22 protein-coding genes are annotated in these 25,199 nt (G+C 64.8%); 14 read left to right on the forward strand and 8 right to left on the reverse strand.

Going from position 1 to position 25,199, the window contains the following annotated elements; translation table 11 throughout:
- The 4 genes from ORS3428_RS17795 to ORS3428_RS17810 are packed head-to-tail and all read left to right on the forward strand — an operon-like array spanning position 1 to position 5,478.
- A complete protein-coding gene (locus ORS3428_RS17795; RefSeq protein WP_071099607.1) occupies positions 1-966 on the forward strand; it encodes an ABC transporter permease in 966 nt (321 codons plus the stop codon).
- 31 nt (positions 967-997) lie between these two features.
- Positions 998-2,080, forward strand: coding sequence for an ABC transporter substrate-binding protein (locus ORS3428_RS17800; RefSeq protein ID WP_083355185.1), 1,083 nt, complete (start codon positions 998-1,000; stop codon positions 2,078-2,080).
- Positions 2,081-2,092: 12 nt separating this feature from the next.
- Positions 2,093-4,603 carry an ATP-binding cassette domain-containing protein gene (locus ORS3428_RS17805; protein ID WP_071099609.1) on the forward strand — a complete coding sequence of 837 codons (2,511 nt, stop codon included), beginning with the start codon at positions 2,093-2,095 and terminating at the stop codon, positions 4,601-4,603.
- A 5-nt stretch (positions 4,604-4,608) separates the two neighbouring features.
- Complete coding sequence (locus ORS3428_RS17810) at positions 4,609-5,478, forward strand: SMP-30/gluconolactonase/LRE family protein (RefSeq protein WP_071099675.1); 870 nt, start codon at positions 4,609-4,611, stop codon at positions 5,476-5,478.
- 97 nt (positions 5,479-5,575) lie between these two features.
- Here ORS3428_RS17810 and ORS3428_RS17815 read toward each other — a convergent pair whose 3' ends face one another.
- From ORS3428_RS17815 to ORS3428_RS17825, 3 genes are all read right to left on the reverse strand, one after another.
- Positions 5,576-6,931 (reverse strand): glutamine synthetase family protein, encoded by a 1,356-nt coding sequence (locus ORS3428_RS17815; RefSeq protein ID WP_071099610.1) that lies wholly within the window; start codon positions 6,929-6,931, stop codon positions 5,576-5,578.
- Positions 6,932-7,314: 383 nt separating this feature from the next.
- Entirely contained in the window at positions 7,315-8,013 is a 699-nt protein-coding gene (locus ORS3428_RS17820; RefSeq protein WP_071099611.1) for a GntR family transcriptional regulator, read from the reverse strand.
- A 164-nt stretch (positions 8,014-8,177) separates the two neighbouring features.
- Positions 8,178-8,960, reverse strand: a complete 783-nt coding sequence (locus tag ORS3428_RS17825) for an SDR family NAD(P)-dependent oxidoreductase (RefSeq protein WP_071099676.1) — start codon at positions 8,958-8,960, stop codon at positions 8,178-8,180.
- A gap of 266 nt (positions 8,961-9,226) precedes the next feature.
- On the opposite strand from ORS3428_RS17825, the gene uxuA reads away from it, so the two are divergent.
- Positions 9,227-10,411, forward strand: coding sequence for a mannonate dehydratase (gene uxuA / locus ORS3428_RS17830; protein ID WP_071099612.1), 1,185 nt, complete (start codon positions 9,227-9,229; stop codon positions 10,409-10,411).
- 14 nt (positions 10,412-10,425) lie between these two features.
- Here the strand turns inward: uxuA and ORS3428_RS17835 are convergent, their stop codons facing one another.
- The gene (locus ORS3428_RS17835; RefSeq protein WP_071099613.1) at positions 10,426-11,235 is read right to left on the reverse strand and encodes a LuxR C-terminal-related transcriptional regulator; all 810 of its coding nucleotides are present in this window, start codon (positions 11,233-11,235) and stop codon (positions 10,426-10,428) included.
- A gap of 95 nt (positions 11,236-11,330) precedes the next feature.
- Here ORS3428_RS17835 and ORS3428_RS17840 point away from each other — a divergent pair, with 95 nt between their 5' ends.
- The 5 genes from ORS3428_RS17840 (at position 11,331) to ORS3428_RS17860 (ending at position 16,158) form a co-directional block, all read left to right on the forward strand.
- Positions 11,331-12,488: an ABC transporter ATP-binding protein gene (locus ORS3428_RS17840; protein WP_071099614.1), complete on the forward strand. Its 1,158-nt coding sequence runs from the start codon at positions 11,331-11,333 to the stop codon at positions 12,486-12,488.
- Positions 12,469-13,632, forward strand: coding sequence for an ABC transporter substrate-binding protein (locus tag ORS3428_RS17845; RefSeq protein WP_071099615.1), 1,164 nt, complete (start codon positions 12,469-12,471; stop codon positions 13,630-13,632). Before ORS3428_RS17840 ends, ORS3428_RS17845 begins: the two co-directional genes overlap by 20 nt.
- Before the next feature lie 74 nt (positions 13,633-13,706).
- On the forward strand, positions 13,707-14,573 hold the full coding sequence (locus tag ORS3428_RS17850) for an ABC transporter permease (protein WP_071099616.1): 867 nt from the start codon (positions 13,707-13,709) through the stop codon (positions 14,571-14,573).
- Positions 14,573-15,385 (forward strand): ABC transporter permease, encoded by an 813-nt coding sequence (locus tag ORS3428_RS17855; protein WP_071099617.1) that lies wholly within the window; start codon positions 14,573-14,575, stop codon positions 15,383-15,385. Before ORS3428_RS17850 ends, ORS3428_RS17855 begins: the two co-directional genes overlap by 1 nt.
- An 11-nt stretch (positions 15,386-15,396) precedes the next feature.
- A complete protein-coding gene (locus tag ORS3428_RS17860) occupies positions 15,397-16,158 on the forward strand; it encodes an SDR family NAD(P)-dependent oxidoreductase (protein ID WP_071099677.1) in 762 nt (253 codons plus the stop codon).
- 19 nt (positions 16,159-16,177) lie between these two features.
- Here ORS3428_RS17860 and ORS3428_RS17865 read toward each other — a convergent pair whose 3' ends face one another.
- Positions 16,178-16,618 carry a GFA family protein gene (locus tag ORS3428_RS17865; protein WP_071099618.1) on the reverse strand — a complete coding sequence of 147 codons (441 nt, stop codon included), beginning with the start codon at positions 16,616-16,618 and terminating at the stop codon, positions 16,178-16,180.
- 501 nt (positions 16,619-17,119) lie between these two features.
- Between ORS3428_RS17865 and ORS3428_RS17870 the strand changes: the two genes are divergently transcribed.
- The 3 genes from ORS3428_RS17870 to ORS3428_RS17880 all read left to right on the forward strand — a co-directional run bounded on the left by ORS3428_RS17870 (position 17,120) and on the right by ORS3428_RS17880 (position 20,698).
- Entirely contained in the window at positions 17,120-18,496 is a 1,377-nt protein-coding gene (locus ORS3428_RS17870; RefSeq protein WP_071099619.1) for a glutamine synthetase family protein, read from the forward strand.
- Between the two features lie 2 nt (positions 18,497-18,498).
- Positions 18,499-19,791 (forward strand): NAD(P)/FAD-dependent oxidoreductase, encoded by a 1,293-nt coding sequence (locus ORS3428_RS17875; RefSeq protein ID WP_071099620.1) that lies wholly within the window; start codon positions 18,499-18,501, stop codon positions 19,789-19,791.
- Between the two features lie 118 nt (positions 19,792-19,909).
- The gene (locus tag ORS3428_RS17880; RefSeq protein WP_244508018.1) at positions 19,910-20,698 is read left to right on the forward strand and encodes a DeoR/GlpR family DNA-binding transcription regulator; all 789 of its coding nucleotides are present in this window, start codon (positions 19,910-19,912) and stop codon (positions 20,696-20,698) included.
- Positions 20,699-20,710: 12 nt separating this feature from the next.
- Here the strand turns inward: ORS3428_RS17880 and ORS3428_RS17885 are convergent, their stop codons facing one another.
- On the reverse strand, positions 20,711-21,328 hold the full coding sequence (locus tag ORS3428_RS17885) for an L-2-amino-thiazoline-4-carboxylic acid hydrolase (protein ID WP_244508019.1): 618 nt from the start codon (positions 21,326-21,328) through the stop codon (positions 20,711-20,713).
- A 301-nt stretch (positions 21,329-21,629) separates the two neighbouring features.
- Positions 21,630-23,240 (reverse strand): ABC transporter substrate-binding protein, encoded by a 1,611-nt coding sequence (locus tag ORS3428_RS17890; protein ID WP_071099621.1) that lies wholly within the window; start codon positions 23,238-23,240, stop codon positions 21,630-21,632.
- 326 nt (positions 23,241-23,566) lie between these two features.
- Between ORS3428_RS17890 and ORS3428_RS17895 the strand changes: the two genes are divergently transcribed.
- Entirely contained in the window at positions 23,567-24,751 is a 1,185-nt protein-coding gene (locus ORS3428_RS17895) for a M24 family metallopeptidase (RefSeq protein ID WP_071099622.1), read from the forward strand.
- Between the two features lie 22 nt (positions 24,752-24,773).
- Here the strand turns inward: ORS3428_RS17895 and ORS3428_RS17900 are convergent, their stop codons facing one another.
- Complete coding sequence (locus ORS3428_RS17900) at positions 24,774-25,190, reverse strand: cupin domain-containing protein (RefSeq protein WP_071099623.1); 417 nt, start codon at positions 25,188-25,190, stop codon at positions 24,774-24,776.
- Between the last annotated feature and the right edge of the window lie 9 nt (positions 25,191-25,199).

The raw sequence follows: 25,199 nt of genomic DNA on the forward strand, positions 1-25,199 counted from the left end.
GTGTCGTTCCAGCGCACCCTCCAGATCCTGACCAGCTTCGGCGCCGTCTGGGTGGCGGTGGTCGGCCTCTATGTTGTGTCGGGCATCTTGCAGCCGGYGATGTTCAGCACCGCGCAGGTCGTCAATATCCTGCAGGTCGCGTCCTTCCTCGGCGTCATCGCCGCGGGGCAGACGATCGTGGTTCTGACCGGCGGCATCGATCTTTCCCAAGCCGGCATCGTCACGCTGACCAACATCGTCRCCGCCAGCCTGATGGCCGGTCTCAGCGAGAACATTCCGCTGGCCGTCGGGATGACCGTCGCGCTCGCGCTTGCCGCCGGCGCGGTCAACGGCCTGCTGGTCGCCGCCCTCGGCATCACGCCGCTGATCGCGACCTTGGGAATGAACTCGATCCTGTTCGGTGCCGCGCTTGTCTACACCGGTGGAGCTCCGTCGGGCGGTACGCCGGCCTCGTTCCAGTGGCTTGGCAATGGCGCGTTGCTCGGCATGCCCGTGCCCACCCTGTTCTGGATCGCGCTGACGCTGGCGCTGTTGGTGATGACCCGCAAGACGGTCTGGGGCAGGCGGCTCTATGCCACCGGCGCCAATCCGCGCGCCGCGGCGATGATGGGCGTGTCGACGCTGAAGATAAGCCTCTCGGCCTACATGCTGTCGGCGCTGACGGCGGCGCTCGGCGGGCTGCTGCTCACCGCATATACGGGCTCGCCCTCGCTCGGTATCGGCAGCCAGTTCATGCTGACCTCGGTGGCCGCCGTCGTGGTCGGCGGCGCGGTGCTGACGGGAGGCGCCGGCAACGTGCTCGCCACCATGGGCGGCGCCGTCTTCATCACCGAGCTCTCCAGCCTCACCAACATCATTCGCGTTTCGAGCGGAACGCAGTTCGTCGTCCAGGGCCTGCTGATCCTGGTCAGCGTCCTTGCCTATCGCGCGCTGTCCCAGTCGCGCTCAACAAGCCCGGCCCGCTGAGCCGAGGCCGTCAGAAACGGAGGAAAGCACCATGAAGACAATCATCCATTCATCCTTAAGCCGTCGCGCCGTCTTGCGTGGCGCGGCGGGACTGGCCGCGGGCATGGCGCTGGGCACGCGGGCATTCGCCCAGGAAGGCGCGCAGCTTTCGCCGGTCGGCGCGATGGTGAAAGGCACCGCCAAGCCCGGCCCTTACCGCATCGGCTTTTCCAACGGTTTTTCGGGCAATTCCTGGCGCGCCATGGCGATCGCGGCGCTGCAGGCTGAGGCCAAGAAGACGCCCGACATCAAGGAATTCATCGTGGTCGACGGGCAGGGAGACATCAACAAGCAGGTCAACGACATCGAAACCCTGGTCAACCAGCAGGTAGACGCGATTCTGGTGATCRCCAATTCCGGGTCGGCGGTCGCGCCGGCACTGAAGAGCGCCACCGACGAAGGCGTTGTCACCGTGCCGTTCAACCTGCCGGTCGATGGCGAGGGCTGGAGCACCTTTGTCGGCACTGATCCGTCGAAGAAGGGCCAGGCGCTCGGCAAGTGGCTCAACGACGCGCTCGGCGGCAAGGGCAAGATCGTTGCGCTCGGCGGCTTGCCCGGCAATTCCTACACGGCGGCCGGCTGGGAAGGCGCGCAGAAGGCGTTCGGGCCTGGCATCGAGGTGCTGACGTTCAAGGACGCGTTCTGGGAGGAGGACAAGGCCAAGGTCGTCATGGCCGACCTCATCGCCGCCTATCCTGAGATCGACGGCGTCTGGTGCGATGGCGGCCAGAACGCTGCGGGCGCCATGAAGGCCTTGCTCGCCGCCGGCAAGCCGCTCGTGCCCGTCACGGGCGACGACTACAACGGGCTGCTCAAGCTCTACAAGGCCGAGAAGCCGAAGCAGCCGAAGTTCGATATTGGCCTGATGTCGGAGCCGACCTGGCAGGGCATCTTCGCGCTGCGCGCCGCGGTCAGCCTGCTGAAGGGCCAGGAGGTCGCCAAGCAGCAGATCCTGACGCCGTCGCTGATCACCGCGGCGAACTACGAGAAATACCTGCGGGCGGACCTGCCGGACGGCGTGTTTGCCGACACCTCGCTCAGCGACGCAGACCTGCGCGTCATCTTCAAGTCGTAGGGTAGGCAATTCGTGACCGAGGTGCTGCTTGCGGTTTCCGGCGTCCATAAGAGGTTTTCCGGGGTCCATGCGCTGAAGGGAGTCTCTTTCGATGTCCGGCCGGGCGAGATCCACGCCCTGGTCGGCGAGAACGGCGCCGGAAAGTCCACCCTCATGCGCGTCATTGCCGGCGCGCATGCGCCGGACGAGGGCAGGATTTTCGTCGACGGGCGGGAGGCGAGGATCGAATCCCCGGCCGACAGCTTCGACCTCGGGATTGCGATGGTCTACCAGGACACGCGCCTGGTGCCGACGCTGGACGCTGCAGCTAATATCGCGCTCGGGCGTGAGCCCGGGCGCCTGCTGGTGGACCAGCGTAGGCTGCGCCAGGAAGCCAAGTCGATGCTTGCCGGCATCGGCTCGGAGGTCGATCTGCGTCGGCCCGCGGGTGACCTTTCCCGGGCCGAGCGGCAGCAGGTCGAGATCGCGCGCGCCCTTTCGCGGAAAGCCCGCATCCTCATCCTCGACGAGCCGACCTCGGCGCTCACCGCGTCCGAGACGGAAGAGCTCTTTGCCCTGCTGAAGCGGCTCCGAGCCGAGGGCAGGGGAATCGTCTTCATCTCGCACCGCCTGCCCGAGATCATGGCGCTCGCCGACCGCGTTACCGTGATGAAGGACGGCGAGGTGGTCGGCACCGTTCCGATCGCCGAGACGTCGCCCGACAGCCTGGTCGCGATGATGGTCGGCCGTTCGGTCGACCTCGTCTATCCCGCACGCGCCGAAACGGTCGGTGAGCCGCTGCTGACGGTGCAGGCGCTGCGCGTCGACGGCGGGGCGCCCGAGCTCGATTTCGTCRTCAGGAGGGGCGAAATCCTCGGCCTTGCCGGTGTTCAGGGAGGCGGGCAGCAGGCCGTGGCGCGTGCCCTGTTCGGATTGGGCGGGACCGGCTCCGATATGGCGCTGGACGGCAAGCCGTACGCGCCCACGTCGCCAGCCGAGGCGATCGCCGCTGGCGTCGTCTATGTTCCGGCCGACCGCCACGCGGAGAGCCTGTTTCTCCCGCACACTATCCGGGAGAACGTTGCTCTGCCGGAAATCGCGCGCTTCGCACGCAAGGGCATGCTCGACGCGGCCGACGAGCGCGACGCGGTCAGGGAGCAGACGACACGCCTCGCGGTGAAGGCGCCGTCCATCGAGCAGCCGGTCTTCACGCTCTCCGGCGGCAACCAGCAGAAGGTGGTGTTCGCGCGCTGGTTCCTGTCCTCGCCACGCGTCTTCATCTTCGACGAGCCGACGCAAGGCGTCGATGTCGCGACGAAGCTGGAACTCTACCGGCTCATCCGGCAGCTCGCTGCCCAAGGCGCGGGCGTGGTCGTTGTCTCGGCCGACCTGATCGAGCTCATCAATCTTTCTGACCGTATCCTGGTGTTCTCGGAAGGCCATATCGTCGATCAGCTGCCAGCCGCCGAAGCGACCGAGGAGCGGCTGGTCGCCGGCTTCACGCGTGGCGCAGGTGCGGGAATAACGACAGCGTTGCCGGCTCGGCGGCGGCCTGTCGCACGACCGATGCTCACGCGCTACGCGCCGAGCCTGCTTCTCACGGCGCTTGTCGTCGTTCTCATTTTCGGCACGGGGTTCGCCACGCCCTATTTCTTGACGCCCCGCAACTTCGCGTCGATCGCCAGCCAGGCCGCGCCGCTGATCATCGCGGCGCTCGGGCAACTCGCGGTCATCYTGCTGGGCGGCATCGACTTGACCGTCGGCCCCGTGATCAGCCTGGTYACGGCCATCGCCTCACATCTGCTGGCGCCAGGGTCGGGTCTGCCCGTTCCGCTCGGCCTTGCCGCCTGCCTGACGACGGGGTTTGTGATCGGCATCGCCAACGGCCTCATCATCGAGAAGCTCAGGATACCCGATCTGGTCGCCACGCTGGCGACATTCTCGATCGTACAGGGCCTTGCCCTGATCGTGCGCCCGGCGCCGGGCGGAGGGTTCGACGCCGGTCTCAGCGCTGCGATCCTTGCTCGCTGGGGTTATCTGCCGCTTGTGTTCCTGGCAGCGATCTTCTTCGCGCTTGCCTTCGAGCTCATTCTGCTGAGGGGGCGCATCGGCGCCCGCCTCTACGCCACCGGCGCCAGTCCCGAGGCGGCAAAAGTCGTCGGCATCTCGCCCGGCCGGGTGCGCATCGCGGCCTATGCCTTCAGCGGGCTCGCCGCTTCGCTGGCCGGTCTCATTGTCGCGGCGCGCATCGGCTCGGGCGATCCGCAGGCGGGTTCGGCCTTCACTCTGGCCTCAGTGACGTCGGTGGTGGTGGGCGGCACGCCGATCTTCGGCGGATCGGGCACGGCGTCCGGCACATTCCTCGGCGCGCTGCTCGTCATGCTCATCCAGAACGTGCTCAATCAGCTGCATGTCTCGGCCTATTGGCAATACATCTGGACCGGTGCGCTGACGCTCGCGGCGGTGTGTTTCTTCGCATTGCGCGGAAAGGCGTCCCGCGCCGGTGCGAGCCGTTGGCTGAGGCGCATGTCATCGGGGAGGTAGAGGTCATGGTTGCGGTGCGTGAGGTGTATGCATCGAGGGATAAGCTCGGCGAAGTGCCCGTCTGGGACGTCGCGGAGCAGGCGCTCTACTGGGTCGACATCGAGGGCCGCAGGCTCCGCCGGCTCGACCATGCCTCGGGCAAGGTCGACGAGTGGTCGTTCCCGGAGCGGATCTGCTCCTTCGCCTTGCGCGAGAAGGGCGGGCTGATCTGCGCGCTGGCAAGCGGGTTGGCCTTCTTCGATCCCGCGACGGGCCGCATAGACTGGATAGCCAAGCCGGAAGCCCATATCGCGCGCAACCGCTTCAACGAAGGCAAGTGCGACCGGCAGGGACGTTTCTGGGTCGGCTCGATGGACGACCGGTTGAGCGAGCATACGGGCGCACTCTACCGGGTCGATGCGGACCTGACGATCACGCAGGTCGAGACCGGGATCGGAATTTCCAACTCGCTGGTCTGGAGTCCCGACGAGAAGACCTTCTATTTCGCCGATACGATGGATCGCGCGATCTATGCCTACGACTTCGACCGGGAGGCTGGCGCGGTTTCGCGCAAGCGCCTATTCGCCTCGACGAAGGCCCCCGGCTCCCCGGACGGCTCCACCATCGATGCCGAAGGCTATCTGTGGAATGCTGAGTGGGATGGCTGGCGCCTGGTGAGATACGCACCGGACGGATCTATCGACCGCATCGTCGAGCTGCCGGTCCAGAAGCCGACGAGCTGCATGTTCGGCRGCCCGGATCTCAAGACGCTGTTCGTGACCTCAGCCATCTGGGATCTGAACGCAGAGGCATTGGCCAGCCAGCCAATGGCGGGCTCGCTACTGGCCGTGGAGGTTGAGGTGCCAGGCCTGCCGGAGCCTCGGTTCAAGGGCTAGAGCAGTTCACCGTTTCACGGAAACGGCGAACCCTCTATCTCTTTGGTTTCACGCAATTCCGGTTGGAAAACCGCTGCACAGTTTTCCTGGAATTGCTCTAGACGCTTTCGAGATAGGTCTCGATCTCGAAGTCGCTGACATTGAGCGCGAAGGTGTTGAGCTCCTGGCGCTTGCAGGCGACGAAGGCATCGCGCAGCACCGCCGGGAAGATTTCGGCGACACGTTTTCCGGTTTCGAACGCGGCGATGGCCGAGGCCCAGTCGGGCGGCAGCTTCGCGAGTTGCAGCCCCTGTCCTTCGCCGCCGGTCGGCTCGCCGGGCGAGAGCTCTTTTTCGATGCCCATCAGCGCGGCGCCCAGGATCGCCGCCAGCACCAGATAGGGATTGGCGTCGGCGCCGGAGACGCGATGCTCGATGCGGCGTGCGGCCGACGGGCCGCCCGGAATGCGGATCGCCACCATGCGGTTTTCATAACCCCAGGCGACGGCTGTGGGCGCATAGGAGCGCGGGCGCAGCCGGCGGTAGGAATTGAAATGCGGCGCGAACACCAGCGTGCTTTCGGCCATAGCGGCAAGYAGGCCGCCGACCGCGTGGCGCATGGTGCCGGAGCCCTGGTCGCTGCCGTCGTCGAAGATGTTGCGGCCGTGCTTATCGAGCACGCTGAAATGGACATGAAAGCCGTTGCCGGCGCGCTCGCCATAGGGCTTGGCCATGAAGCAGGCGGCAAAGCCGTGCTTGCGAGCGATGCCCTTGACGGTACGCTTGAAGAGCACGGCGTCGTCAGCGGCGCGCAAGGCATCGGGGACGTGGTTGAGATTGATCTCGAACTGGCCGACGCCGTTCTCGGCGATCGCGGTGTCAACCGGGATTCCCTGCATGCGGCAGGCTTCGTAGACGTCGTGGATGAAGGCCTCGAAATCGTCGATCTCGTCGATCGAAAGCGCCGCATCGGAATCGAGGCGACGCCCGGTCACAGGCGAGACTGGCCCAACCGGCCGCTGCGACGTCGGGTCGACGAGGTAGAATTCAAGCTCGGTGGCGGTGACCGGCGTCAGGCCAAGCGCGGCATAGCGATCGAGGATGCGGGCAAGCGCACGGCGCGGGTCGCCTAGATAGGGCGCGCCGGCTTCGTCCGCCAGCCAGAGCGGGAGCAACGCCGTTGGGTGCGCCGTCCAGTTGACCGGGAGGATGCCGCGTCCGGTCCAGTGGCAAAGCCCGTCGGCGTCGCCGTTCGAAAAGACCTGCGCGTTGCCTTCGATGTCCTCGCCCCAGATGTCGAGCCCGATCAGCGAATAAGGCATGCGCAGCTTGCCTTCGAGCGCCTTGCGCGCCTGCTCGACCGGGATGCGCTTGCCGCGCATGATGCCGTTCAGGTCGCACACTGCGGCCCTCAGGCTCTGGATGTCGCTCCTGCTTTCAAGCCAGTTTAAAACGTCCGCAATTGCATCGCCCAATTTCCAGCCCCTGGCTTTTTGGAGGTGCTGTAGCCGTTTCGGCTACGATATCCCATTTTTCAGTTTGTGAGTTTATGAAGGCCGACCTGGTTGTTTCCAGGCGGAGTTCCTTCATTTTTTCAATTCACTAACCGGGATATCGGGCGGCATTTCGGGACCGTTTCTGCGATCTGCGATCGCAATATAGCTGGCGACCGAGCGAAAGCCAAGCGGCATTCGGTTTATTGGACGAGCTGCGGCAGAACCTATGAGATGCCGGCGGAACAGCGCCCGCCTATGTCCTGCCGGACATCTTCCCAACATGGTGGGAGATTGGCCGTCATCGGCGATTTCGCCACTCGCCGACGTAACAGAGGAGGCGAGCCGCAAAGGCTCGCCAATGCTTACTGCCGCAGCTCCGGGAACTTGATCTGTTTGAGAATGTGCGCAGCGCCTTCGTCGATGTCGCGCACTATTGCCGTACGCGCCCGCTCGCCGTCGCCGGCCTCGATCGCCGCGACGACTTCCTCGTGGTAGTCGATTTCGAGGATGCCGGCGAGGTCGTCTTCGAAGCCGATGCGCAGGTTCCTCAGGAAAGGCCCCACCTGCATCCACACCGTCTCGATTAGGAAGATCATCTGCTCGTTGCCGCAGTGGCGGTAGATCGAGAATTTGAAGTCGTGGTTCTTGCGCAGATAGTCGTCGATGTCGCCGCTGCGGGCAGCCTGGGTGAGCTCGGTGCAATGACGGCGGATGGCGCGCAGATTGTTGCCGTTGATAAGCTTGGTGGCGAGTTCGGTCGCTGTGCCTTCCAGGATCGTCCGCACGGCGGTCAGCTGCTGGAAACGATCGGCCGATATCGTCGGCACCTCGACGCTGCCGTTCGGCATCGGGCTCAGCGCCCTGAGCGCCTGCAGCCGCATGAAGGCGCTGCGCACCGGCATGTCGCTGGTGCCGAGCTCCTTGGCAAGCTTGCGCGAGGTCAGCTTCTGGCCGGRCTGGAGCTGGCCCGACATCAGCGCCCGCACCAGTTCCAGATAGACTTTCTCATGCAGGGGTACTGTGTCGAGGGCAGTCAGTCCGAATTGCGTTTTGTCGGCCATTGGCTATGCGCTACTTCATCCGTCCCTGAAATCTGTTTGGTCACTCAATCTGCCGTCGGAATACTTGGCCGACGGTTCCGAGCCGCACGATAGACGGTTCGCGCGCGCCGCTGCAAGTGAGGCCAGGGCAGCGACCATGCTGACGCAACAACGCCCCCGGCTCGCTATTTGACCCCGATGCCCGCCGTCAGGCCGCCATCTATCTTATAGTCCGCGCCGGTGCAGAAGCTCGCCTTGGAGGAACAGAGGAAGGCGATGAGCTCTGCCACTTCTTCCGGCTCGCCGATGCGGCCGATCGGATGAGCTTCGCCGAAGCGCTTGAAGGCCGCCTCGATATCGGCGTTCGGGTCGTCGCCGCGCGCTGCGCGTTCGAGGATCGGGGTGCGGACCGATCCAGGGCTGACCGAATTCACCCGGATGCCCTGGCGCGCATAGTCGAGCGCCAGCGAGCGCGTCAGCGTGTGGATGGCGCCCTTGGTGGTGGCATAGGCGGCGACATTTTGCTGGCAGGCATGGCCCTGCACGGAAGCCACGTTGACGATTGCGCCGCCGCCGCGCTTGATCATCTCCGGAATGCCGAAATGYGCGGTCAGATAGATCGCGCCGACGTTCACGGACATCGCCCGGTTCCAGGTCTCGAAATCCGTGCTGGTCGCCGTGCCATAAGGGTGGACGGCGGCCGAGTTGACGATGACGTCCAGTCCGCCGAATTTTTCGACGCCGGCGGCGATCGCCTTCTCCACCTGGTCCGGCACCGAGACGTCCGTGGTGAGCACCAGCGCGGCCGCGCCCGAGCGATTGAGCTCGGCCTGCAGCACCGCATTGGCGCTCACGTCAATGCCCAAGGCGATGATCGCGGCCCCGCCGTCGGCAAGACGGCGGGCCGTCGCCTGGCCGATCCCGGTCGTTCCCGTCACCAGGGCAACCTTGCCGTCAAAATCGTTCATGGAAAACTCCTGCAATGTGGCCGAGAAAAGCGCTTCGCCGGAAGGCCAACGTCCGCGCGCCGAATGTGGTTCATCGGAAGCTGCAAGCCTGTCGCAATCACCCGATTTGACGGGCATTGTCATCCGACAATATGGTCGATCGCAACCGCACTGAAGCGGATCGCGATCTTTCAGATTCGCTTGGTGCACTTCAGGTTTCGATTTTGCGCATGTCCTTGTCCCGAAACCGGCTCCCGCTTTCGGAAAACATGCTTTGAGAGGCAGTCATGGAACAATGCTGGCGCTGGTACGGCCCGAACGATCCGGTCACGCTCGATCACATCAAACAGGCCGGCGCGACGGGCATCGTGACGGCGCTGCACAACATCTATGACGGCAGCGCCTGGCCGCTCGAYGCCATCCTCGAACGCAAGCGTATCATCGAGGCGGCAGGGCTGACCTGGTCGGTTGTGGAGAGCATTCCCGTCCACAACTCGATCAAGATCGGCTCGTCCGAGCGCGAGCGCTATGCCGGCTCGTACAGGGACACGATCCGGGCTTTGGCCAAGGCCGGTATCTCCACCATCTGCTACAATTTCATGCCGGTCGTTGACTGGAGCCGCACCGATCTCATGTACCGGCTGCCGACCACCGGCTACGCACTGCGGTTCGATGCGATCGACTTCGCGGCCTATGACGTCTTTGTCCTCAAGCGCCGGGATGCTGAGGCAAGCTACAGTCCGGAACGCCTGAAGGAAGCAGAAGCGCGGCTAAAGACTTTGAGCAGCGAAGACATCGACAGAATCGAGCGCAACCTGATCGCCGGCCTGCCGGCGACCGAACGCACCTACAATCGCGAAACGATGCGCGAGGCGCTGGCCGACTATGCGGCGATCGGCTCGGCGGAACTGCGCGCCAACCTCGCCTGGTTCCTGAAGGAAATCATCCCCGCGGCCGAGGAGGTCGGGGCGCGCATGTGCATCCATCCCGACGACCCGCCCTTCTCGCTCTATGGGCTGCCGCGGGTGGTCTCCACCGCGGACGACGCGCGCTTCATACTGGCGACGGTCGACAGTCCGGCGAACGGCCTGACCTTCTGCACCGGCTCCTACGGCGTTCGCGCCGACAACGACCTGGTCGCGATGATCGAGGAATTCGCGCCAAGAATCCATTTCGCGCATCTGCGCAACGTGACGCGCGAAAAGGATGGTTCCTTCTTCGAGGCGGAGCATCTGGAAGGCTCGACCGACATGGCCGAAGTCATCCTGGCGCTGATGAAGGAGGAGGCGCGCCGTCGGAAGGAGGGCAGGGCCGATTGGCGCATTCCGATGCGCCCGGACCACGGTCACCTGCTTGCCGACGACATCGGCAAGACCAGGATCAATCCCGGCTATTCGCTGATAGGCCGGCTCAAGGGTCTCGCCGAGTTGCGCGGCATCATGCGCGCCGTGGAGCGGTTCGAGCTGGCCTGACGCTGCCCTGGCTTTCAGCCGATGCGCGCGTCGATGATTTCGACGAAGCGCGCAAAGAGGCCGGCCTGCGACTTGATCTTGAGCTTGCGATAGATGTTACGGCGGTGGACCTTGACGGTCCCCGGCACGATCCTGAGCGCCCTGGYGATCGATTCCGTCGAATGGCCCTGGAGCACCAGGTCGACGACCTGCTTCTCGCGCGAGGTCAGCGACAGGCTCTTCCATATATGCGCGCGATCCAGTTCGTTGGCGGTCGCGACGGTCTCGCCCGGCGGCGGAACCGCGATCTCGTCAGCGGGCAGGGCCGGCCAGCGCAGCCTGCACAAACCGACCACCGCCGGCGCCATGTCGCGCAGCAGCCTGGCGTCGGCGGTCCCGAACGGCCCGGAGGCGCGCAGCCGCATCAGCGACAGCACCAGCGCATCCTTGCCGGCCAGCGGGACGAAAAAGCCGACCTCCTCGGCGAGCCGGGTCTGGCTGTAATAGGAACGGTAATACTCGCTGGCATAGAAGCGGTCAGGCGCTAGCTCGCGCATGCGCCAGAAACCCTCCTTGCGCTCGACCGCGGCGTGATGGAAGGGGTCGAGCAGGTACGGCCCTTCCTGGTAGAGCGCAACGAAGATGTGGCTTTCGGCCGRCGAGAAGGTCTCGAACAAGAGCGGCGGCCGCGCGGCACCCCGATAGCCGAAGATCACGCAATGATCGAAGCGGACATGCCCGCGCAGCCAGCCGAGGATCGCCTTGCCGAAATGGTCGCCGGTCTCGCGCGTCGCGGCGATGACGGCGGCGAGCGCATTGTAGTCGTCACTGCGGGAGGCGGYCAATTCATACCCCTCTGAACGATAAAATCTGCTAAATATACCACCCGCGAGGTATATACTAGTCACCGTTGGCTCTGCTAGCGTCACGACATTTCCTCATGCTGTCGCTGGAGCCTGGCTTGACTGCAGTGCCCGATATCGAGTTTCGCGCGGTCACCAAGCGCTATGGCGCCGTCACGGCGGTCAGCGGCATCGACCTTGCCATCCCGCCTTCCGCTTTCGTCGCGCTGCTCGGGCCGTCCGGCTGCGGCAAGACGACCTGCCTGCGCATGATCGGCGGCTTCGAGCAGCCGAGCGAAGGCCAGGTGCTGATCCGCGGAAGCGACATGGCCGGCACGCCGCCGTATCGGCGTCCGGCCAACATGGTGTTCCAGCAATACGCGCTGTTTCCGCATCTCGACGTCGAGGAGAACATCTCCTACGGGCTGCGCCAGGCAAGGCCGCGCCTGTCATCACGTGAGATCGCCGCAAGGGCGGGCGAGGCGCTGGCCATGGTGCAGCTGTCCGGCTACGGCCGCCGCAAGATCCACGAGCTTTCCGGCGGCCAGCAGCAGCGCGTCGCGCTGGCGCGGGCGCTGGTCAACAAGCCGGCGGTGCTGCTTCTCGACGAGCCGCTGGCGGCGCTCGACAAGAAGCTGCGCACCGACATGCAGATCGAGCTGCAGAACCTGCAGCGTGAGATCGGCATCACCTTCGTGCTGGTCACCCACGACCAGGAGGAAGCGCTGTCGATGAGCGACTTCGTCTGCGTCATGAATGGCGGCCGCGTCGTCCAGCTCGGCCAGCCGAGCGAGATCTATGATGAGCCGGCGGACCTGTTCGTCGCCGATTTCGTCGGCAAAACCAATCTTCTGAGCGGCAAGGTGGCTGGGCTCTCCGGCGAGCTCGTGGATGTGGCGCTTGCCGACGGCACTGTCATTACGGCGCGCAAGCGCGTGTCRCTCAGCCGAGGCGAAACGGTGTCCGTCAGCCTGCGGCCGGAATCGCTCAGCCTCGCAGCACCCGGAGCCGGCAGCCTGAAGGGCATCGTCCGCAACCGGATTTTCCTGGGCTCGACCGCGGAATACGCGATCGAGGTCCAGGGTATCGGATCACTGCTCGCCAAGGCCGATCACCTGATCGGCAAGGGCAATCTTTTCAAGCCGGGCGAACCCGTCGCCATCGGCTTTGCCGCCGGAGCGCCGCTGGCGTTTCCGGCCTCCAAGAACAACGGGACCAACCAGAGGGAAGACCAACATGCCGAAATCCTATCGTGACGGACTGCCGATAAGCCCCGAGAAATTCGTCGACCAACTGATGCGCATGAAGCGCGGCTCGATCAGCCGGCGCGACTTCCTCGGCCTCACCGGCCTTGGCGTCGCGACCACGGTGATGGCGCGCGAGCTCGGCATCATGCCGACGCCGGCCTTTGCCGCCGAGAGCCTCGGCGACCGCATGTCGATCGCGACCTGGCCGAACTATCACGATCCGGCGACATTCGAGAATTTCAAGGCCGAGACGGGCGTGGCCGTCGAGGTCAATGTCTTCGGGTCGAACGAGGAGATGCTGGCCAAGCTGCAGGCCGGCGGCTCGGGCTGGAGCCTGTTCGTGCCGACCAACTACACCATCTCGACCTACAAGAAGCTCGGCATCATCGAGCCGCTGGACATGGCCAAGTTGACGAATTTCGACGGCAAGTCGGAAGATTCGCGCTTCACCGCGGAAGGCACGATCGACGGGACGATCTATGCCGTGCCGAAGAACTGGGGCACGACCGGCTTCGCGGTCAACACCAAGAAGCTCGCCAAGCCGATGTCGAGCTGGAAGGAGTTCTGGGACACGGCCGTGGCGGAAGCCGACGGCCGCACCATGGTGCATGACTATCAGCTGACCACGATCGGCAATGCGCTGAAATATTACGGCTACTCGTTCAACTCGCTGAAGCAGGACGAGCTCGCCAAGGCCGAGGAATTGCTGCTCAAGGTCAAGCCGCATCTGTTCGCGGTGTCGAGCGACTACCAGCCGTCGATGCGCTCGGGCGATGCCTGGATGACGATGTGCTGGACCAATGATGGTGCGCAGCTTCATCGCGACCTTCCAGAGATCGCCTACGTGCTCGGCAAGGAGGGCGGCGAGATCTGGACCGACTTCTACGCCATCCCCAAGGATGCGCCGAACAAGCCGGCCGGCTATGCGCTGCTCAACTACCTGATGAATCCGAAGGTGGCGGTGAAGGAGCATCTGGCCAATGGCGCGCCTTGCACCGATGCGCGGGTCAACGCGCTGCTGCCGAAGGAGGTGCTCGACAATCCGATCCTCTATCCGGCCGCCGATCTTCTGAAGCCGCTCGAGTTCGGCGCCGCGGCGACGCTGACCGATCCGGGCCGCGCCGAGCTGATGGCGCGCTTCAAGGCCGCGTGAGGCAAAGCACCAACTCCGGTCAAGTACGTGCCGCCGGCGGGCATTTGTCCGCCGGCCCCGAAGCGGCTTTCTCGATGCGCGGCAGCAATCATTTTCGCAAAAACCTCCTGACGGCATTGCTGCTCGCCCCGGCGACGCTGTGGCTTGTCGTGTTCCTGGTCCTGCCGTTCGTCGCCATCGCCATCTTCAGCGTCGGCGAGCGGGCGCCCGAGGGCGGCTACCAGGCCGCACTGACGCTCGCGCAATACGCCAACCTGCCGGCACGGGCGACGGCCTTCTGGAACACGATGCTGCTGGCACCAGTCGGCGCGCTCGCCTGCCTGCTTGTCGCCTATCCGGTCGCCTATTATCTGGCGCTGCGCGCGCCCCAACGCTGGCGGCTGATCCTGCTCGCGCTGATCGTCATCCCGTTCTGGACCAGCCTTTTGATGCGCACCTATGCCTGGATGTATATCCTTGGCGGGCGCGGCATTCCGGCCCTGCTCGCCTATGTCGGCATTGAGGATCTCAGGCTGATCAACACGCCGGGCGCGGTGCTGCTTGGCATCGTCTATGGCTATCTGCCGCTGATGATCCTGCCGATCTATGTCAGCCTGGAGCGGCTCGACCGCCGGCTGCTGGAGGCTTCCGCCGATCTCGGCGCGACGCCGYTGTCGACGTTCATCGGGGTGACGCTCAGGCTGTCGCTGCCGGGCGTGCTGACCGGCTTCTCGCTGGTGATGATCCTGCTGCTCGGCGAGTATCTCATTCCGACGCTGCTCGGCGGCGGCAAGGTGTTCTTCATCGGCAACGCGCTGGTCGACCTGTTCCTGCAGTCGCGCAACTGGCCGTTCGGATCGGCCATCGCCATCACGTTGGTGTTGGTCTCGGTGGTTGTGCTGATTATCGCCAATCGCATCTCGACCCGGCTTTCCGGCGCCCGCCGCGTGGATCTGATCTGATGCGTGCCTTCGTCGTCGCCGTCTTTGCCTTCCTCTATCTGCCGATCGCGCTGGTCGTGCTGTTCTCCTTCAATGCCGGCCATCATGCCAGCGAGTTCACCGGCTTTTCGACGCAGTGGTACGGCAAGGCGCTGTCGAATCCGTTCCTGGTCGAGGCGCTGAAGAACAGCCTGTTTATCGCCACCACCAGCGCCCTGCTGGCCGCCGTCTGCGGCACAGCCGCAGCGCTCGGGCTGCAGCGCGTCGGGGCGCGGACAAGGGCAATGTTCGACGCGCTGCTGGGTGCGGCGATCGTCGTGCCGGGCGTGGTCATCGGCATCTCGACGCTGGTTGCGCTGGTGCAACTCTTTGCCGTCGTCAATCCCTTCCTCGCCTCGCTGTGGCCGACCGACCAGCCGCCGCGCCTTGCGCTCGGCTATGGCTCGATCATCGCCGCGCACGGCCTGTTCTCGATGGCGCTTGTGACGATGATCGTCGGCACGCGCCTCGGYAGCCTCGACCGCAACCTGGTCGAAGCATCGAGCGACCTCTACGCAACCCCGCTGACGACGTTCCGCTCGATCGTGCTGCCGCAGATCATGCCTGCGGTGATCGCGGGCTTCCTGCTCGCCTTCACCTTCTCCTTCGACGACTTCATCATCGCCTTCTTCGTCGCCGGCGCGCAGACGACGTTGCCGATCTACGTCYTTGCCTCCATCCGGCGCGGCGTGACCCCCGAGATCAATGCCGTCGCGACGATCGTGCTCGCCGCGTCGGTTCTGCTTGTGCTGCTCGCGCAATGGCAACTCGGCCGACGAAAACCATCGCCTTGAAAGACAAGCCCATGATTCTGAAAGATCGCATAGCCGTGGTGACAGGCGCCGGGTCGGGTATCGGACGCGCCGGCGCCATGATCATGGCGCGGGAAGGGGCTGTCGTGGTGATCGCCGATCGCGACCCGGCGGCCGGCGAAGCCACGGCATCCGACATCCGCGACGCCGGCGGCCGCGCCGAAGCGGTCGCGACCGATGTCGGCAGCGACAGGGCGGTCGAGGATCTCATCGCGGGAACGCTGGAAAAGCACGGCCGCATCGACATCCTGCACAGCCATGCCGGCATTCAGGTCGGCGGCACGCTGACCGAGGTGAGCACCGACGGCATGGATGCTTCCTGGCGGATCAATGTGCGGGCCCAGTTCCTGGCCGCCAAGACGGTCATGCCTTCGATGATCGCACAGGGCGGCGGCGTCATCCTCAACACCGCTTCGAATTCGGGCGTCTTCTACGATCGCGAGATGATTGCCTATGCCACGTCCAAGCATGCGGTGGTGGCGATGACCAGGCAGATGTCGCTCGACTATGCCAAGCATAATGTGCGCATCAACGCGCTCTGCCCGGGCTGGGTCGACACGCCGTTCAACGAGCCGTTCATCGCCCAGATGGGCGGGCGCGATGCGATCGAGAACTATGTCCGCACCAAGATCCCGATGGGGCGATGGGCGAGCGCGGAGGAGATCGCCGAGGCGATCCTGTTCCTCGTTTCCGACCGCTCGTCCTTCATGACCGGCCAGGCGCTGGTGGTCGACGGCGGCGAAAGCATAGGCTGACGGGCTTTTGGCGAACCCCCTAACGGTCGACGGGATTTCCGAATGCCGGATCGCGGCGGCGCGAATAGGTGTCGATGCGCGGCAGATCGTCGGAAAATTCCAGCCAGGGCAGTCRCAGTCGCCAGTAGGCGTGGGCTTGCGGCTGGAACCACTCCGGATGGTCGAGAAATCCGATCGTGACGTAGAGCTCGTCGCTCAACCCTTCGTCGCGGTAGGTGATCGAGGTGCCGCATTGTTCACAGAAGGTGYGGACGATACCGGGGGTCTTAGAGAATTCCCTGGGCCGGCCGCGGGTCAGCCGGAACTGGTGCGGYCGGTAACCGACCCAGACGGTCAGCGGGCTTCCGATCGCGCGGCGGCAGTCGTCGTCATGATCGAAGCAGATCCAGAAAGGATCGCCCTGCATCTCAGCCGCGATCGCTCCGCAAAAACATGCACCCGTATCGATCCTGCTTTCCATGCCGTCGCTCCTGGTCGTGCTGAAGTTTCCATGCCGCCGGGCGGCCTTTGCGCCGCTGGCGGCTTGATGGGAACATCAAAAGCGGCATCCGGTTCCTCCCGCCCATTCGCGGTAAGGCGGACCGCTTCCATCGGACGGACTTGCGCCGGAAGCAGGGATCGGTCAAACCATAGGCCAGGTTTCTCGATGAGGCTTCTCATGCAGGCGGCAGAAAGGCTTTCCCGCACCCGGCCGTTTCCGGCTTCGGACGTAAGCTCGCGCGCCTCGGCAGGCTGTCGCTAATCATGCGCTGCTGCCGACATGAGAACCTGCAGCGCGCGGAGGAGACGAAAGTCGGCTCGCATGTCGTTCGCGACGGATGGACCGAGGGAGTAGCTGGGACGCTCAATCCGGCCGCTGGGCCGGCCACCAGGCGGGCGTCCTTCGGATAGCGCAGCTTACATCAATACCTACCCGGGACGTGCCCGCCGAAGCGATCTCTCCTTCGTACGGACATGACCGATGCCTGACAAACAAGACTCTTCGCTCTCCAGCAGCGCCGATCCGCAAAGCTGGCTGAAAACGCATGGAATAAACGAGGTCGAGTGCCTCGTGCCCGACGTCAACGGCGTGCTGCGCGGCAAGGCCCTGCCTGCGGCCAAGTTCCYGAAGTCGCTCGAAGACCGGGCGCTCTATTTGCCGAGCAGCGCCTTCCTGGTCGCCATCGACGGCCGCTATTCCGGCTCCATCGACGAGGGCTTTGYCTATCAGGATCCCGACATGCGCATGGTGCCCGACCTCTCGACGCTGTGCCTTGCACCGGGCGGCAGTGCCGGCAGGGCCTATGTCTTCGCCGACACGTTCCACATGGACGGCCGGCCATGGATGGCTTCGCCGCGCCATGTTCTGAGGTCTGTGCTCGACCTCTATCGCCGGCGCGGCTGGCGCGCGGTGATGGCGCCGGAGCTCGAATTCTATCTCACGGCGCCGAACCCCGATCCGGATCGCCCATTGACCGCGCCGGTCGGGCGCAACGGCCGGCCGGAAAGCGTGCAGCATCCCTACGACATGCAGGCGCTGGAGGAATTCGAAGCGGTGACGCGCCGTCTCTATGATCACGCCGCCACGGCCGGCCTGCCGCTTGACACGCTGATCCACGAATCCGGCACGGCGCAGCTCGAGATCAACTTCCTGCATGGCGATCCGCTGGCGCTGGCCGACAAGGTGCTTTTGTTCAAGCGCATGGCAAGACAGGCGGCGCAGGCGAGCGGCATGCACGCCACCTTCATGGCGAAACCGATCGCCGCGCAGGCCGGCAGCTCGATGCATCTGCACATGTCGATCGTCGACGAAGGCGGCGAGCCATTGTTTGCCGGCAAAGACGGCGAGGACAGCGAAATGTTTGCGCAGTTCATCGGCGGCCTGCAGAAATACATTCCGGAGGTGATGCCGCTGTTTGCGCCCAACGTGAACTCGTATCGCCGCATCCGGCCCGGGCACAGCGCACCGGCCAATATCGAGTGGTCGCATGACAACCGCTCCTGYGGCCTGCGCGTGCCAATCGGCGGGCGCGCGGCGCGGCGGGTTGAGAACCGTCTGCCCGGCGCCGACGCCAATCCGTACCTCGCCATGGCCGGCTCGCTGATCGCGGRCTATCTCGGCATCGAGGAAAGGATTGCCCGCTCGCCGGAAGCGTTAGGCAATGCCTATCGCAGCAAGAGCACGCTGCCCAAGACCATGGAGGAAGCGCTCGACCGTTTCGCCGCCTGCGAGCCGGTGCGGGCGCTGCTCGGCGAGGACTTCTTCCAGACCTATCTGCGCGTGAAGAGCGTCGAGCTCGATCTGTTCCAGACCGTGGTGACGTCGTGGGAACGCGATCATCTGCTGCTCAAGGTGTAACCATGGTCTGGACAGGCTTCAATTCCGGTCTCGACATCGGCAAATCCTACTATGTCGCCACCGCCAATCCGGCGCCGGACCATCCGGCGCTGACCGGCGATGTCGAAGCCGATCTTGTGGTTGTCGGAGGCGGCTGCACGGGGCTGTCGGCAGCGCTTCACGCGGCCGAACGTGGCCTGAAAGTGGTGCTGGTCGAAGGCGGCAAAATCGGCTGGGGCGCCTCCGGGCGCAATGGCGGGCAGATGATCCCCGGCCTGCGCAAAGGCGCTAAAGGGCTGGTCAAGGCCTTCGGACCGGAACGGGCGAAAGCGCTGTTCGACCTCGCCTTCGAGGCGCGGGGCCTGGTGCTCGACATCATCGAGCGCCATCGCATCGACTGCGACCTGCGGCTGACCGGCCATCTGGTCGGCGCGGTCAACAGWTCCGACCTGCGCGACTTCGAGGGAGAGGCGGAATGCCTCGCCAAGGTGATGAACTTTGCGGATGTCGAGATCCTGTCGGCATCRCAAGCGCGGCAGATGGTCGACACGCCCTATCAGGGCGCGGTCTTCGAGAGGCTCGGCGGCCACATGCATCCGCTGAACTACACGCTGGGGCTCGCGCGGGYCGCTTCGGCCGCGGGCGTCACCATTCGCGAGAACTCGGTCGCCCTGCGGCTCGAGCACGAGCCCTCCATCCGCGTGTTCACCGACAAGGGGTCCGTCCGCGCCCGGCATGTCGTGCTGGCTGGCGATGCGCTGCTCAAGGGACTGGAGCCGCGCGTCAACAGCCGCATCATGCCGATCGGCAACTACATCGTCGCCACCGAGCCTTTGGGCGAGCGCAATGTCATTCCGGCGAATGTCGCGGTCTCGGACACGCTCTTCGTAGTCAATTACTACCGCATGTCGGCGGACGGCCGCCTGCTGTTCGGCGGCGGCGAGCGCTACACGCCGTCGCCGCCGGCCGACATCGCCGGCTTCGTACGACCGCATATGGAGAAGACCTTCCCGCAGCTCAAGGGCTGCCGCATCGACCATGCCTGGGGCGGGCTGGTGTCGGTGACGACGTCGAGGCTGCCGCATGTCGGGCATTACGGCGAGGTCTATTTCGCGCATGGCTATTCCGGCAAGGGCGTCATCCTGTCGACACTGTCGGGCAAGCTGCTCGCGGAAGCGATCACGGGCGACGCCTCGCGGCTCGACCTGTTCTCGACGCTGACGCCCATGCCGTTCCCGGGCGGCACGGCATTGCGCGGGCCTCTCTATGTGCTCGGCATGCTGTGGTATGCGATGCGCGATCGGCTGAGGCACTGATGCGCAGGCTTTCCCGACAGCGTGGGCGTGGCTAATGTCCTGGCGCCGGGGACGGATCCTCCGGTGCGGCGGCGTTCGCCGTTTTCGGTGATGACAGGGCCGCAGCAGAGGAAGGACGATGAACATCGAGCCGGGTCGACTGACGAAGAAAGAGCGCCATGAACTGATCCTGTCGGAAGTCAGGCGCTCGGCGTCGATCCGCATCTCCAAGCTCGCCCGCCGCATCGGGGTCGCCGGCGAGACCATCCGCCGCGATCTCATCGAGCTTGGCGAGGCAGGGTTGATCAACCGCACCTATGGCGGCGCGACGATCTCGCTGATGACGTCCGAGCCGGTGATCGCCGAGCGCGGCCTCACCATGGTCGAGGAGCGTGCCCGCGTCGGGCGTGGAGCGGCGGGATTGATCGAGAAAGGCCGCATCGTGATGATCGACGGCGGATCGACCACCTACGAAGTGGCGCGCAGCCTCTCCCTGCTCGGCCGGGAGCTCACGATCATCACCAACTCCGTCGGAATCGCATCGGTGGCCGGCGCCAATCAGGGCTTCCGCGTCATCCTTTGCCCKGGCACCTATGACAGCCGTGAGGCCGCGGTGCTCGGCGAGGACACGGTGGAGTTCGTGCGCCGCTACAATGCCGACGTCGCCATTATCGGCGCTTCGGCCGTGAATGCCGAGGGGCCGAGCGACATGATCTCCGGCGCAGCGGCGGTGAAGCGGGCGATGATAGCGCGGGCGCTGTCGACAATGCTGGTCGTCACCAACGACAAGTTCGGGCGCAGCAGCCTCGAACGCGTCTGCCCTTTGAGCGAGATTTCCGACGTCGTCACCGACCGCGAGCCGGCGGCGGATTTGCGCGCCGCGATCGAGGGGGCGGGCGCCGAACTGCACGTCTTTGCCGAAAACTAAGATACTGTCAGGCTAGGCGTCCCTGTTGGTCAGCGCGATGTGGCAGCAGCCGGAGCCGTGGCCCGGCGTCCAGGTGATGTTGGCGAAGCGCACGCCGGTCGCCTCGAACAGGCCGCGGTCGAAGGCGCCCGCGATGCGGCAGAGCGTGGCGAGCTTTTCCTCGCCGACGCCGGCCTCGACCCAGGCGTCCTTGAGCGGGCAACGCTTCACCTTGAAGGCGATGTGGTCCGGCCCGCGGTCGACGTCGGTCGGATACATGCGCCCGTCGTCTGGGCTGGCGGCCAGGAACGCCTCGCCGATCGCCCTGGCGTCGTTGGGGCCGAGACCTGCGAAGGCCGTCGCCGCGACTTCCCGACCGCGCTTCTCGATGGTGCGGATCATCACAGCCTCTGCCTTCTCGGCGCCGAGTTCGGCGGTCAGTTCGTCCAGGAAGAGACGATAGAGATCGGCCCGGTTGCGGAAGGCGGAATCGAGTTCGCGCGACAGTTTTTCGGCTCTGGCTGCTTCGGGATCGGTCATCGTGTGTCCCAGTCCTGGCATTGCCGCGACCAGCGCCTTGCCGATCACCGATTGCGGGTCGGCGATGGCGGCGCGGGYATCGCCGCTCTCGGCGGATGACGCCCAGGTCATGTGAAATGAAAAGGTAGGCGATCCGTTCCTGCCGCTACAGGTCGAGCAGCAATTCCAGGAGCTATTCGCGCACCGAAACATCGGGGGGCGAGGCATGGCGAAACGGCGTCGCCACTTGCAACGTCAGAGGTCGCGCTCTACGGCGCCCCCCTCTGTCCTGCCGGACATCTCCCCCACATGGGGGGAGATCGGCTCTCATCGCGGCTTTCGTCAATTTCCAAGCTTGCAGGAGAGAGCGGGGCGCGAAGGAACTTCCATTCTCGAGGCTGAGCGCCCGAACTGTCTATGCGCAAGTGCGAGRTCAGCCGGTCAAATAGGTGTCCGCCCAGTTCGACACCGCCCAGCGCGGGTTGTTGGCGATGTTGCCGACGGTGTCGCGGGCGACGCTCGTGAAGCTCCATTCGGCGACGTTGATCAGCGGCAGGTCGGCCGCCACCTTTTTCTGGAATTCCTTGTAGAGCGTGGTGCGGGTAGCGGTGTCGAGCGTCTCCGATGCCTCGGCGATCAGCGCGTCCAACTCCGAATTCTTGTAGCCGCCCTGGTTGGAGAAGGGCACGCCGTCGGGAATGCCGCTCTGCACCAGGATGGTGGTCGAGATCGCCGGGTCACCGCTGAACACCGGGGGGCCGACAGCGAGGTCGAAGGCATGGTCRGTGTAGACCGCTTTCATATGCGCGGCGGCGTCATTGTTGACGATCAYGGCGTCGATGCCGATGACCGAGAGCGCCCGGCGCAGATAGTCGCCGAACTGTTTCGTTTCGTTGAAATGGGGCGCCGGCAGGAGTTTCAGGGTAAATCGCTTGCCGTCGTCGGGGCGCTTGTAGCCGGCCTCATCGAGCAAGTCGTTGGCTTGAGAAACGTCGAAGGGATAGGTCGGCACGTCGGCAGTGTAGAATTGCGGATCGTTCTTCGGCACCGGGCCGGTAGCGGTCGCGGCATAGCCGAGGAAGATGGTCTTGACGACGAAGTCCTTGTCGATGGCATGCGCGATCGCCTGGCGCACTTTGAGGTCGGCCAGTTCCTTGCGGCGGTGGTTGATCTCGACGACAAGCTGGTAGGTCAGCCCTTCATAGCCCTTGGTGATGACCGTCAGGCCCGGCACCTTGGATATGCGGTCGAGGTCGACGAGCGGCACGGCGGAGAAGGCGGCGAGATGGATTTCTTCCGCTTCGAGGGCGRCTGCMGCCGAGGTGYGGTCCGGCAGCACCTGGTAGACGATCTCGTCGAGATAGGGCTCGTCCTTGCCCCAATAGTCGTCGTTCCTCGTCAGCCGGTAATAYTGGCCTGCCTTGTATTCGGCGAATTTGAACGGGCCAGTGCCGACCGGCGCGTTGTTGGCCGCGTTCTCCTCGAGCTTGCCGGTCTCATAGATGTGCTTCRGCACGACGCTGGTCAGCGCCGGCAGCGCGTTGCGGATCAACTGGAACGGCGTCGGCCTGGCGAATTTGAACACGGCGGTCAGCTCGTCCGGCGTGTCGACCGCGCTGAGATCCTTGAACACGGTGCGGCCGAGATTCTGCAGCGGCTTCCAGACCTGCAGCGCCGAGAAGGCGACGTCGGCGGAGGTGAAGGGCTTGCCGTCATGCCATTTGACGCCGTCGCGTAATTTGAAGGTCACCGACAGTCCGTCGGCCGCACCCTCCCAGGAAAGCGCCAGCCGCGGCTCAAGTCCATCCTTGCCGTCGAATGAGGCCTCGGCCAGCGTCTCGACGACCTTGCTGGAAATGAAGAAGACGCCGTTGGAGGCGACGATTGCCGGATTGAGGTTGCGCGGCTCGGAGTCGGCGGCGACGATCAGGCGTCCGCGCTTCTTCGGCGCCTGCGCCCGGCCGATGGCCGGCAGCGCGGTCGATGCCAAAAGCAGCGCCGAACCGGCAAGCAGGCCACGACGCGAAATCGTCAATTCGAACATCGCTCACTCCCTCTTCAGGCGCGGGCAACCTCGCAATCGACGGGATTATGGCCCTTGGCAAAGGTTTCGCCAGAGATCGATTTGGCGCATGCTGGATTGGTTTTGAAATTTCGTCCACTGGACCAGCAATGTTCGGGCTGCGGTCGGGCTGCCTGGTAGGGCCAGATTGGAAGGCGAGCGGCTGTATGCTGTCGTAGGAGAGTGACATTGGCCGAACTTGATCAATTCTGGCTGGACCAAAATGGCCGAGATGGTGCAGATTTGGCCGACGACCGTGGTCAAGACATTTGGCCGCTTACGCGGCTGGGCAAATCAGGGAGGGAAAGATGAACATCGCTCCGACCAGCGTGAGCGGCATCCCGTTCGACCAGGCGCGGGTGGACCGGCTGATGGAGGAGGCCGGCATCGACGTGCTCTTCGCCACCTCCAAGCACAACACGCAATATCTGCTCGGCGGCTACAGGTTCATCTTCTTCGCGGCGATGGATGCGATCGGCCACAGCCGCTACCTGCCGATCGTCCTCTATGAGAAGGGCCGACCGGAGCATGCGGCCTATATCGGCAACCGCATGGAAGGCGGTGAGCATCAGAACCATCCGTTCTGGACGCCGACACTGCATGCCGCCTGCTGGGGCACGCTCGACGCCGCCAATCTTGCGGTGGAGCATCTGCAGAAGATCGGCAAGGCGGCGTCGCGCATCGGCATCGAGCCGGGCTTCCTCCCGTCGGACGCCTATACGCTGATCCGCAAGGCGCTGCCGGAGGCGAAGCTAATCGATGCCACCGACATGCTGGAGCGCATGCGCGCCATCAAGACCGAGGCCGAGCTCGAGAAACTGCGCATCGCGTCCGAGCTGATCACCGATTCCATGCTGGCGACGATTGCCTGGGCGCGCGAAGGCACAACCAAGACCGACATCATCGAGCGGTTGCGGCGCGAGGAGACCAATCGCGGCGCGCATTTCGAATATTGCCTGCTGACGCTGGGCTCCAGCCACAATCGCGCGGCCTCGGACCAGGCGTGGAAGAATGGCGAGGTGCTGTCGATCGATTCCGGCGGCAACTTCCACGGCTATATCGGCGACCTCTGCCGCATGGGCGTGCTTGGCGAGCCGGACGCGGAGCTCGAGGAGCTGCTGGCCGAGGTCGAGGCGGTGCAGCAGGCGGCCTTCTCCAAAGTGAAGGCGGGCACGCTCGGCGGCGACATGATCGCCCATGCCGAGAGCGTGCTGAAGGCATCGCAAGTCGCGTCCTACACGGATTTCTTCGCCCACGGCATGGGGCTGATCACGCATGAGGCGCCGTTCCTGATGACCAATCATCCGGTCACCTATGAAGGCACCTATGCCGCCAAGCCGCTGGAGAAGAACATGGTGCTCTCGGTCGAGACTACCATGCTCCACCCGACCCGCGGCTTCATCAAGCTGGAAGACACTGTCGCGGTGACCGATACCGGCTATGTGATGTTCGGCGACCGTGGGCGGGGATGGAACAGGGGCGGGGCGTCGTAAAGCCGAAGGCTGGCRCTGCCCCTCATCCGCCTGCCGGCAGCAGCCTGAAATCCGGCAGGTCGCGCAACGCCAGCTCCGGTCCGGCAGGCGAGTAGACGACGAAAAGCTGCATCGGCTTGTCGCCGGTGTTGAGCGTCKAGTGGAAACGGCTCTCCGGCACGTAGATGGTGCAGCCGGGACCGACTTTGGCGACAACCGGATTGCCTTTCTCGTCCTCCACCATCTGCTCGCCATTGCCCGAGATGACGAAGATGATCTCTTCCGCGCCCGGATGGTTGTGGCGGGTATGTCCCTTGCCGGGCGGCAGGTCGACAACGCCGCCGGAAAAGCGCGCCGCGCCGTTCACTTCCGGCGCGACGGTGAGGGCCAGCTTGCCCCAGTCGAAGCCGAAGGCGCTGACATCCTTCGGGTAGACGAACATTTTGCTCCTATCGGCCATTGCCTCATC

It is taken from the genome of Mesorhizobium sp. ORS 3428, from assembly GCF_001854785.1.
GTDB lineage: Bacteria > Pseudomonadota > Alphaproteobacteria > Rhizobiales > Rhizobiaceae > Mesorhizobium.